The 11,492-nt window shown below is 41.4% G+C and carries 10 protein-coding genes; 9 read left to right on the forward strand and 1 reads right to left on the reverse strand.

The window, feature by feature from the left end:
* Nucleotides 1-440: 440 nt before the first annotated feature.
* From uvrC to QZT26_RS06370, 9 genes are all read left to right on the forward strand, one after another.
* Complete coding sequence (gene uvrC, locus QZT26_RS06330) at nt 441-2,273, forward strand: excinuclease ABC subunit UvrC (RefSeq protein WP_099326280.1); 1,833 nt, start codon at nt 441-443, stop codon at nt 2,271-2,273.
* 243 nt (nt 2,274-2,516) lie between these two features.
* Nucleotides 2,517-3,758 (forward strand): competence/damage-inducible protein A, encoded by a 1,242-nt coding sequence (locus QZT26_RS06335; protein WP_295101265.1) that lies wholly within the window; start codon nt 2,517-2,519, stop codon nt 3,756-3,758.
* Between the two features lie 6 nt (nt 3,759-3,764).
* Complete coding sequence (locus tag QZT26_RS06340) at nt 3,765-5,030, forward strand: M48 family metallopeptidase (RefSeq protein WP_295101266.1); 1,266 nt, start codon at nt 3,765-3,767, stop codon at nt 5,028-5,030.
* Nucleotides 5,031-5,214: 184 nt separating this feature from the next.
* Nucleotides 5,215-6,363 carry an FtsX-like permease family protein gene (locus QZT26_RS06345; protein WP_099326277.1) on the forward strand — a complete coding sequence of 383 codons (1,149 nt, stop codon included), beginning with the start codon at nt 5,215-5,217 and terminating at the stop codon, nt 6,361-6,363.
* 8 nt (nt 6,364-6,371) lie between these two features.
* On the forward strand, nt 6,372-7,025 hold the full coding sequence (locus tag QZT26_RS06350; protein ID WP_230405683.1) for an ABC transporter ATP-binding protein: 654 nt from the start codon (nt 6,372-6,374) through the stop codon (nt 7,023-7,025).
* Nucleotides 7,022-8,047 (forward strand): hypothetical protein, encoded by a 1,026-nt coding sequence (locus tag QZT26_RS06355; protein ID WP_295101269.1) that lies wholly within the window; start codon nt 7,022-7,024, stop codon nt 8,045-8,047. The genes QZT26_RS06350 and QZT26_RS06355 overlap by 4 nt, the downstream gene beginning before the upstream one ends.
* A gap of 1 nt (nt 8,048) precedes the next feature.
* A complete protein-coding gene (locus QZT26_RS06360; protein WP_099326274.1) occupies nt 8,049-8,465 on the forward strand; it encodes a hypothetical protein in 417 nt (138 codons plus the stop codon).
* A 131-nt stretch (nt 8,466-8,596) separates the two neighbouring features.
* Nucleotides 8,597-8,992 carry a PilZ domain-containing protein gene (locus QZT26_RS06365; RefSeq protein WP_295101271.1) on the forward strand — a complete coding sequence of 132 codons (396 nt, stop codon included), beginning with the start codon at nt 8,597-8,599 and terminating at the stop codon, nt 8,990-8,992.
* A gap of 557 nt (nt 8,993-9,549) precedes the next feature.
* Nucleotides 9,550-9,906, forward strand: a complete 357-nt coding sequence (locus tag QZT26_RS06370; protein WP_099326272.1) for a carboxypeptidase regulatory-like domain-containing protein — start codon at nt 9,550-9,552, stop codon at nt 9,904-9,906.
* A 232-nt stretch (nt 9,907-10,138) separates the two neighbouring features.
* Here the strand turns inward: QZT26_RS06370 and QZT26_RS06375 are convergent, their stop codons facing one another.
* Nucleotides 10,139-11,452 carry a CCA tRNA nucleotidyltransferase gene (locus QZT26_RS06375; protein WP_099326271.1) on the reverse strand — a complete coding sequence of 438 codons (1,314 nt, stop codon included), beginning with the start codon at nt 11,450-11,452 and terminating at the stop codon, nt 10,139-10,141.
* Between the last annotated feature and the right edge of the window lie 40 nt (nt 11,453-11,492).

Below are 11,492 nucleotides of genomic sequence, written 5' to 3' on the forward strand. Positions count from 1 at the left end.
AACATGGTTTTTGAAATATAGCATCGATGTTGTTAATTGTCAAAGATATTTACAAAACGCATTGCCGCTGATATAAAGTATAGGTAACTTCTCAATTAATTGAGGTAAACACCCCCCTTGCCCCTTTTATTAATGGGGGGAAGACTGTAGAGTCGGCAGTCGGCAAATTGCAGACTGTGGACTGCGGACTGTTTGAGAAGTTAAAAGTATAGCGCAGGCAAATGCTTCGCTCCTACATTTCTAAAATCAGATTTTTTGTAACAATTTAGTATTTTGAAAAATTCCAACAATGTAGTGCGACGAGGTTCGTCGCATTGTTTTGAGTAGACCCTATTCCTTATCACACTACTTTTTTTGGTGCGACTAACCCCCGTCGCACTACAAATGAGTATTTCCAGTTTCAAAAGACTAAAGTGTTACGATTTTTTTAACTATATGATATGAGCTTGTCACTTAAATTAAAAAACGTGCCTGTGTCTCCCGGCGTTTATCTTATGAAAGATGCTAAACATAAGGTAATCTACGTTGGCAAGGCAAAGAATCTCAAAAACCGCGTTAGAAGCTACTTCCAGAAAGGAACCGGGGACAGACTTTACACGGAATATCTAATAAAGCACGTGGTTGATATTGACTTCGTGCTTACGGAGACTGAAAAAGAAGCCCTTATCCTTGAAAATAATTTTATAAAACAATTCAAACCCAAATTTAATATCAATTTACGTGACGACAAAAACTTCCTCTGCATCAAACTGGAAACCAACAAAGATTTTCCGTATCCGAAAGTCGTTCGCCAGAAGGAAGATGACGGCGCAATGTACTTTGGCCCCTATGCCTCCGCCAGGGCTGTCAGAGAAACACTACGGTACATTAATGACACAATCCCTGTCAGAAAATGCCGGGATAATGCGTTCAAAAGCAGGACAAAGCCGTGTCTTTATTATCAGATTCATAAGTGCCTCGGGCCTTGCTGCGGACTGATAGACCGTGCAGGTTACAAGACATTGATAGACCAGGTAATCCTTCTCTTAAAAGGCAAACAGGAAGACCTTATCAGCATTCTCCGGAAACAAATGTACGAAGAGTCGAAACAGTTGCGATATGAAAAGGCGGCAAAACTGCGCGACCAGATACAGTCCATCGAACAAACCGTTGAGAAGCAGAGGATCAATTCCCTTACCTTTATCGACCGGGACGTCTTTGGTTATTACCTTACAGATAATGATGTATATATTGAAGTAATGTTTATCCGCTCAGGCAATATGGAAGACATCGCTTCCTATCGTTTATCAATAAACCATACTACAATCGAAGAGGTATTTCGTTCATTTTTAAATCAATTTTATAGTCAGACCCGATTTATCCCTTCTGAAGTTATCATACCGGTTAATTCCCCGGATGCTGTTTTGCTGGAAGAGTGGCTTACCGAAAGAAAGGGGAAAAAGGTTTCCGTGTTTTGCCCGAAACGCGGTGATAAATTACGTCTTATTGAAATGGCGCAAAAAAATGCGATGAATGCCTATAAGGTATCGCAGACGCAGGACGATAATTATTCACGCACATTACAGGCGCTGAAGGATGTTATCGGACTGAGAAACCTGCCGGAACGTATAGAGTGTTTTGATATCTCCAACATTTTTGGCAAACAAGCGGTAGGTTCAATGGTAACGTTCAAATGCGGCATGCCTGACAAATCGAAATATAAACGCTTCAGGATAAAAACAGTAGACCAGATAGACGATTACGCAATGATGCATGAAGTATTATTACGCAGGTATAAAAGGGCAGTCGAAGAGGGAGATTTGCCGGATCTCGTTATGGTAGACGGGGGGAAGGGACAATTGGGCGTTGCGCTCAGGGTGTTTGAAGAACTCGCAATAAATGATACGGACCTTCTCGCATTATCAAAAGACAGAGGAAAAAGCGGTATTCCTAAGGGAGAGCAGGGGGAACAAGTCCACGCCCCCCACATACCTCATCCGATACTCCTTCCGTCTTCATCCCCCGTCCTCTTATTCCTTGCCAAAATTCGTGATGAGGCGCACCGGTTTGCCATTGCCTATCACAGAAAACTTCGTGACAAAGAGTATTACAAATCGCCCCTCGATGAAATCCCAGGCATCGGCATTATCAGAAAAAAAGCGCTGATAAAACGCTTTGGAAGCATTGAAGGCATTCGAAACGCCACAATAAACCAATTAACAGAAATAGGCAAATTACCGGCAAAACTGGCAAATGAAGTTTATAATCATTTTCACAGTGCGGCAAAGACGTGATTTTAGAATTTAAAATCGTACATCGTAAATCTAAAGTTGTATGTATAAATCCTTTCATGTAAAATGCATTTTTAAGAAATGTTTCAATAAAACAAAACAGCAGGGGGAAATGTTCAATACCAGGTTCTTTTCATTGGGATTTTGTATTTTGGAATTCGTTTTGTATTTCGTGCTTCGTGTTTCGTGTTTTTTATCTCATACCTGTTTGGTACTGGCTATGCCAGCTTTAGGAAGCAACATTAAATGACTACTGCGGAAATCATTGCCATAGGCACGGAAATCGCTCTCGGTCAAATAGCCGATACGAATACCCGGTATATTGCGGAAATGTTGACTAAAAACGGGATTCATGTCCTTTTTGCCACAGCAGTCCGTGATGATGCTGAATTATTAAGATCCGCACTTAATATCGCCAAAGACCGGGTACGGCTGATTATCACAACCGGCGGCCTCGGCCCAACAGAAAACGACCTCACACGCGAAATAGTATCAGATCTCTTTAACATGCCATTAATACCCAGCGGTGAATCATATACCAACAAGCCACAATGCGCAGACACATTGCACGAAGGCACAAAAAAAATAAAATCAATCCCCTTCGGCGCCCTTATCATTCCCAATGATCACGGAACGGCGACAGGCTTTGCAATTAACTATAATGAGACAGATATCGTATGCCTCCCTGGCGTACCGGTAGAAATGCGACAAATGCTTAACTCCTATTTGAAAATATATAAAGCGCGGCATTTGACTGACGATACGTGTATCGCAACAAGGCAATTTCATACATTTGGAATGCCTGAATTTGAAATAAACAAACTCATTAGGGAATCCGGCGTTATTAATAATTCAATAAAAATAATGACGCTGGTTCATGACGGTATTGTTACTATCAATGCATTCACTACGTCCCTTGTCAAAGAAGATGCCTTGCAGAAGCTGGACGCCGCAGAGGCAGCCTTAAGGAAAACACTTGGGCAGGTGGTTTTTGGAACGGATAACACAAGTCTCGAATACGCCGTGTATGAGCTTTTAAAACAAAAGAATGCAACTCTCGCGGTTGCGGAATCCTGCACCGGAGGGCTCGTCTCTGACAAACTTACCAATATCCCCGGCATATCCGATTATTTTCCGGAAGGAATCGTCGCATACAGCAACAAAGCAAAGATAACTATTTTACACGTACCGGAATTATGTATTGCAACGTATGGGGCAGTGAGTCCTCAAGTGGCGGAAGCAATGGCAAAGGGCGCCAGAAAGGTCTCTGAAGCAAGCATCGGCATTGGAATCACCGGCATTGCAGGGCCAGGCGGAGGCACAGACAAAAAACCCGTCGGACTGGTTTACATTGCAATTACAGGTGATAATTTTACCGAAGTAAAAAAATGCCAATTTCACGGCACAAGGATTTCCAACAAACATTTTTCAGCAAACACAGCGCTTTATATGACACTACGCTTCTTACAAAACCATAAGGTGGATTAAACAGGTATGAATAACTATCTCATCATTGTATTGTCAGCATATATCTTTGTGGTAATTGCGGGGTACTGGCTTGATTACCTTAATCTTTCCCACTTAAAGAAACATGGGGACAAAATCCCTCCGGACTTCGAGGGCTACATAGACCAGGAATTACTCAACAAGACGCAAAGGTACGTTATTGAAAACACAAAGTTCAATTTTGTAAGTTCTCTCTACCATAACGCAATTCTGCTGGCCTTTCTATTTGGCGGTTTGCTTGATAGTTACAACTCATGGATTGCATCTTTGAAAGTGCCATTCATTGTATCAGGATTAGTCTTCTTCCTGATACTGCTTTATGCAGATACCGTTTTGATGATTCCCTTCAAACTGTACCATACATTTGTCATTGAGAATAAATATGGCTTCACAACCACAACAATGAAGCTATGGATAACAGACCTGTGGAAATCACTTTTAATAACAACCATCATGGTTTCTTTCATAATCGCAACGGGATTTTTCATCGTACAGGCCAGCCCCGGTTTATGGTGGTTCTGGATATGGTGCTTTTTCTTATTATTCAGCATTCTCATGATGTATATATTCCCGTATGTAATAGCGCCCCTCTTTAACACATTTACTCCGGTAGAAGACGAATCGCTTCAAAAAGAGATACGGGAACTTATGCAAAAGGTGGGCATTAAAGTAAAGAGCGTCTTCAAAATGGACGCATCAAAGAGAACGAAGCACACCAACGCCTATTTTACCGGCATTGGAAAAGTAAAAAGGATCGTCCTTTATGATACGCTTATCGGGCAGATGGAAAAAGACGAGATTATTGCAGTACTTGCACATGAAGCAGGACACTGGAAGAAAAAACATCTTATGAAACACCTTATTGTTTCTGAAATTATTGCAATTATTGTAATGTTTATTTCATTCAATATAATGCAGAAAGAAGGCCTGATACAGCTCTTCCAATTGAAGGAAAGCACTTTTTTTGCGAAGATTGTTATCATTGGATTTTTAGGCTCTATAGCAGCATTCCCCTTCAGCCCCCTTTCACACTATTTTTCCCGGAAACACGAATATGAGGCGGATGCGTTTTCTTATGAAATGACAAAGGACAATAAGAGCATGATAAACATGCTTGTAAAGCTCTCAAAGGATAATCTTTCCAATCTCTATCCACATCCACTCTACGCGGCTTTTCATTATTCCCATCCGCCGATATTGGAAAGAATACAATCTATCAGACGAAAGAAGAATAAAGAATTAATTGATAATTGATAGTTCATAGTTCATAGACCTTATTTCTTTCTATATGAAACACCCTTGCAAAGCCGAAATTATTGGATTAAAATAAATCTCCAAACACTTTGTACAATCTTTCTCTGCAATATTACGAATAGCACATTATGGCCTTCAGGCATTCTTATCCATTACGCATTAAACAACCGGGTATTTTTTTGTTTTGAATAAACATATTAATTTACTTCTGCTCGCAAGTGAAAATCTGTTACGGCACAGGGCAAAGACCGTTGTGGTCTGTCTGTGTATAATAGCAATTGTGACGCCTTTTATTACCGCAATTTCCATTTCTGACGGAATACGTGCGCAATCCCTTGTCTCGGTTAACGAAGGAGGCGATCTCTACCTTACATTTGATGAATTTGGCAGAAACACCTCTGTTCCATTGAAATATCTGGAAGGAATCAGGCATATTTTCGGGGTTAAAAAGGCAGTGCCGCGCATTATCGGCAGGGCTTATTTTCAAAACAAACTGGCGGTAATCGTTGGAATCAGTGAAAAAGACGTCCCTGATTCCGTGTCGTGTATTTCCGGAAGGATGTTTGAAAACCCTGATGAAGTCGTCGTAGGCAACGAATTAGCCCGGCATTTTCAATTGCGCATTGGCGATCAGTTCAGCATGCGCGGACAGCAACGAAAGGTGTTTACTGTCGTAGGAATGTTCTCCGCAGACTCGGGCATTTGGGGTGCTTCCCTGCTCTTTATGTCTTTTAAAGATGCAGGGGAATTGTTCGGAAGGACTGACGTCGCCACGGACATACAAATATACAGCATCCCCGGGCACAATGCGGAGATAGCCACTGATTTGTATACGCTATTAATGAACGAACCTTACCGCTTGCAGGATAAACATATTATTGAACTATTTGTAAAAAAGGGATTTTTGCTGAAAGAAGGGCTTTTTACCGCATTATATGTTGTCGCCTTTGCCCTGGGCATACCTGCAATTCTTGTAGCATCAGGCTTCGGATTGTCGGACCGGAGAAAAGAGATAGGCATTATGAAAGCAACCGGATGGAATACGCTCGAAGTGCTGGAACTCATTACTTTTGAACAATTACTCATCAGCCTGCTAGGGGCGACCATAGCAATTATTGTATCAATCCTTTGGATCAGGGTATTCAACGGTGCGTTCATTGGTCAATTTTTCATTTCAGAAACAACCCTTTTGCCCAAGTTTAACGTGCCTTCGAAATTCCTTCCGCTGCCGCTTTTGCTGGGTTTTTTCTTTGCCTTTCTCTTAACCATGGTAGGGAGCATCTATTCCTCGTGGAGGGCTTCAACCGAATCACCGGTTGTTGCAATGAAATAATGATACGGATGGAAAACATACGCAAATGGTATAACGCTAACACAAAACACGAAGTACGTGCCGTAGAGGAGGTAAATCTCACTATCGCCAAAAATAGTTTTGTCGTACTGAAAGGGCCTTCGGGTTCTGGCAAGACCACATTGCTCAACATTATCGGGACGTTAGACAGACCAACTACCGGTAAAGTATTTATTAACGAAGAGGAAATCACCGCATTTTCCGATATCGCCCTTTCTGTATTGCGGCGCGAAAAGATCGGTTTTATCTTCCAGGATTTTATGCTTATTCCCAGACTACCAAGCTGGGAAAACGTTTCGTATCCGCTCATTCCTGTGGGGATTGGCACAAAAGAACGTTTCAAAAGGGCAAAGACACTTTTAGATATGATGGATCTGGGAGAGAGAGTGACCCATACACCGGAAGAACTCAGCGGCGGACAGCAGCAGCGCGTTGCAATTGCACGGGCGCTGATAAATAATCCCGGAATCATTATTGCTGACGAACCGACGTCTAATATTGATGAAGAAACATGCGTAAAACTGATGAATACACTGATTGAATTAAAAAACAGAGGCGCTACTATCGTTGTAGCAGCACATGACCCCCGTTTTAAGGAAATTGCGGATGAAACATTTACCATGAGAAATGGCAGGCTCCAATGATTATTAACATCTACACCATTATTATGTTGTTTATTGCTGCCGTTTCGCTCTCTCTGGGGGGGGTCCTCCTTTTCACAACACTCAGAGCGATTCTGGCATTTGATGCCCTTGTTCCATTAGAATCAAAAACAAAATATGAACAAAAAGGATACCTGATATTCCTGATAGCGTGCGTCGTCATCGGCATACGAATGCTTGCGTGGCCATGGTTTTACTTTATGCTCCAAAGCTTTGTGCCTGAAGTACCGGGTGCAATGTGCATATTTGGCGTAACGCAGATTTTACCCGCTACTGCCGCTTTCCTTCAAATCATAAAACCCATTTCATTTTTCATCATGGGGGGGTGGATTTTTTGTTATTATGCGGATAAGGCGCATCCCACATCACCGTTCACCAGAAAAATATTGCTTTTTCTCATTCCCATATGCGTAATACTCTTTGTTGACAGCGGCGCTGACGTCTATTACCTGCTGTCAATGAAACCTCTTATATCTGTTTCCTGTTGCGCTACCTTCTTTGACGTTCCATTGCGCCCTTCCGCCATGATCCCCCAGGCCATATTCGGGGAAAATTTTGATAAGGCATTATTCCTTCTTTATTATTCTATAAACATTATCCTTATCATCCTGTTATTTTTATCCCTTTCAAAAAGATGGAGACATTTGATACCTGTGTCAGACAAGACATTGCTTTATCTCCAATCGGGAACAGGTCTCCTAAACATTCCTGTTACGCTGCTCTCTTTCATTGAAATAATCGCACCGAAACTTATGCAACTCCCCTTTCACCATTGCCTGTATTGTTTTATAGGGAATGGCATAGTGCCGGATGCATCTATCATGCTTGGATTATTTATCATTGGCATTTTCGGCATCGGCTGGATAAACATACTACGTATTCTTGGTAAAAACTCTTCTTCGAAGCAGATAATTGAACTATTCACAGCACGGATAAACAGTTTATCCCTGTTTTGTTTGTTGACGTCATTATTAATGGTAACAATACACCTCGTTTTAACGTGATATGACAAAAAAATTCTGCTCAGGCATTGCCCTCTTTCTTATAATTGCAACCCTTGGGGTATTTTATCAAAAATATGTAAAATATCCCCGCTGCGATTATGATGGCTCTCCGGTTACGCCCATTTACGAAGTTGAAATCGTTCTGAAGGATAGCGGTATTAAAAGGTTTTGCTCCATCTACTGTGCCGTGCAATGGTTTAAAAAAAATAAACACGCTGTTGACCACGTTATTGTCACTGACGAAATACGCGGCAATAAGATAGATTCCTACATGGCACATTTTGTTGAGAGCGAACTCATTACCAATGAAACCAACGATAATCGCATCCACGTATTTCAACAAAGAGAATATGCGCAAATCCACATGGACAAATTTAACGGAAGGATTGTAGATGACCCCTTTGAACCGGATGAGTAATATGCCTCTGCAACAATCAGCAGTCGGCAAATTGCAGACTGCGGATTGAGGATTGAGAAAACAATTATGAAGGCTTTCCCTTTTTTCTTTAGACGAACCATCTTACTGTCATTAATAGAGAAAGAATCGACATGAAAGAAAATAACGATTTTGAACAAAGACGTGAACATCAACGAATAAACACCTGCATCCTCGTGATAATCAGCGCATATTATAATTCGCTCGAAGGGATGATATTAAACCTGAGTTGCGGGGGAGCACATTGCGTGTTAGAAGAATTTCTCCCTCTGAAGACAAAAGTACAAATAGCCTTCAAACTGCCAATGAGTACATTTGAATCTCATCAGTTACGATTACAGGGGACTGCCATTCGTATCGATCATTCCACCAAAACAAATGCATATGATAGTTATAAATTCGCCGTTCAGTTCGGCGAGGTGCCCCCTTACGAAAAGAAGATTATAGAGGATTATATCGCAGAAAAGAAAAAGAACGACGATAATCAACTAAAAGATTTTATGAGATAGGACTATCCTCTTAACAGGCTGTCCTGGAATTTACTTTTTCGATGGGGTGCATTCCCGATTGTTTGTAAGCGTTCATGGAGTCGGGGCAAAACAACCCTGACAGGGTTTGAAACCCTGTCAGGGTTAACACTACTGCAACGTTTCATTAAAACATGGCGGAAATCACAAAAAATCGGGAATACACCCTTTTCGATGATACTTTAGTTTTTTGTTTGTTTTAAAGACTTTGAAGCAATAGGGTAAAATGACCTTGGTAGATTTGTGTTGCGTTAAACAACGATTGCCTCTACAATCAAACACAAGCTCTCGTCAGATTTCAAAAATTATCAACCTGCTAAAACCTGTAGTTAAAGCAAAAAGACAGCAATGCACGCCACAAAAGGTTATTAATTCCCCAGTATATGGAAACAAACGAAGCGAGGTTTTTTGAAAAGAGTGCCGCTTGTTTTGCTTAACTTCGGCATTTCTTTTGTAACCACGATAAGTATATTTACGAATCCACCATTTCGTCGCCATGGTGTAAGGTAAAGGGTAATTTTATACAAGGAGAACAGTCTGTGAAGAAATTGTTGGTATTAATGGTTTTGAGTTTATTCGTGTATAGTACTGCAAAGATAACCTCCGCATCAGCGGACATTTATGGGTATGTATATAATACCGACAACAAAGGTCTATCTAAGGTTAAGATATCTGCCAAAGACGATTATCGAGCCTATAGCGAAGAATCCTCCGGCAGCGGTAGTTATTCCCTTTCCCTGAAGGTAGGAACCTATACAATCAAATATGAGAAAGAAGGTTATCAAACGCAAACCAATGATATAAATTTACTAAAGAGGGAGAACAGATATTTAGAGATGATTAGAATGGTTGCAAGCCCGGAGCAGCAGACATTGCAATCAGCACCGGCTAATTAGTACCTTGCCAGTAATTTTTTTGCATTTTTTGCAAAATATTAACTGGTGAAATACGAAATGCTAAATACAAATCCACCCCCTGCACCCCCGCCAACGGGGGACATTCTCCCCCTTTGGCGGAGGTAAGGAGGGGTAGGATGTTGAAATTTGTTGCGTATTTAGAATTTCGTATTTTTTATTTCGTGCTTGCTGGAAAATACTCTGTAAGTAATAATCTTGTCTAAGAATTTTATCATCCGGCATCCGCGCAGGCTAGCTCCTGTGCTTTTTTGAGTGCTTCCTCTTTTGTTGTTATATTTCCATCAAGCTGTTCATCTTCAATCTTTGTCAGAATATGCTTAAATGCAGGACCCGGGGTTAATCCAATCGCAATAAGATCATGTCCGGTAATTAGTGGCTTTGGCTTAACCTCCTCCTTCGATAGTTTTTCAAACATCTCACGGCAAAAATAGTAGTCCGATAAATCGCCAGAACTCGCAAGGGCATCAATCCTGCATAATTCCTCAAGTTCTTTGTATGCTTCATGGGCAAAGAGCCGTTTCAGTTTGTTAAGCCTCATTTTCTTAGCATCTTTAAAACAAAGATGTTTCAAAACAAGCCAGATAATTCGTTCCTTATCGGCGTTGGAAGTCTTTAAACGATTGCAGATTTTAGCGGTAATATCAGCTCCTACTTTTTCATGCAAATTGAACCGAATGCGGTCTAGTTCCTGAAACGTCCGTGGCTTCCCGATATCATGCAGCAACACGCCCATTGCCAGCGTCCACGAAGGATTTTCCATTTTAGAAAGGCATAACAAAGTATGCGTAAAAACATCTCCCTCCGGGTGGAAATTTTCAGGCTGCCGGACTCCTTTCATTTCTGATACCTCAGGAAGTATTTCGCGCAAAAGGCAAAGCTCATCCAGCAGTTGAATCCCAAGATGCGGGTTTGGTCCGGTAATAATTTTTTGCAACTCTTCACGAATACGTTCTGCGCTGACTACATGAATCTGCGGCGCAAGGTTTATAATCGCCTGTCTTGTTTCCTCATGGATATGAAAATTAAACCGGCACGCAAAGCGGACTGCACGTATCATGCGCAACTTGTCCTCAGTTAACCGTTCAACAGGGTCGCCAATTGTCCTGATAATACCCGCGGCAATATCGTCCCTGCCTCCCACATAATCGAGCATTTCCTTTTTCACCGGGTCATACAACAGTCCGTTAATGGTAAAATCCCTACGCCTTACATCTTCTTCGGCAGTGCTGAAGGATACATAATCCGGATGCCGCCCGTCACTATAAGATTTTTCTGTGCGAAATGTAGCAACCTCAAAATTATGTCCATCTTTTACAACAACCACCACGCCATATTGCGTACCTACGGAAAAAGTTTTTTTAAAGAGATTCATAACGTCATGGGGAAGGGCATTCGTGGCAATATCGTAATCGGCAGATTCCCTCCTCATAATCATATCGCGCACACATCCGCCCGCAAAAAGGGCATCAAAACCTTTATCCTGCAATGTTTTTACAATTTCAATGGCATTCTGTTTTATGGGCATGTTTACTTATCATTACCTTCCATATATGCGGTGGACTGCG

The sequence above is a fragment of the uncultured Candidatus Kuenenia sp. genome, assembly GCF_900696675.1.
In the GTDB taxonomy this organism is placed as follows: domain Bacteria; phylum Planctomycetota; class Brocadiia; order Brocadiales; family Brocadiaceae; genus Kuenenia; species Kuenenia stuttgartiensis_A.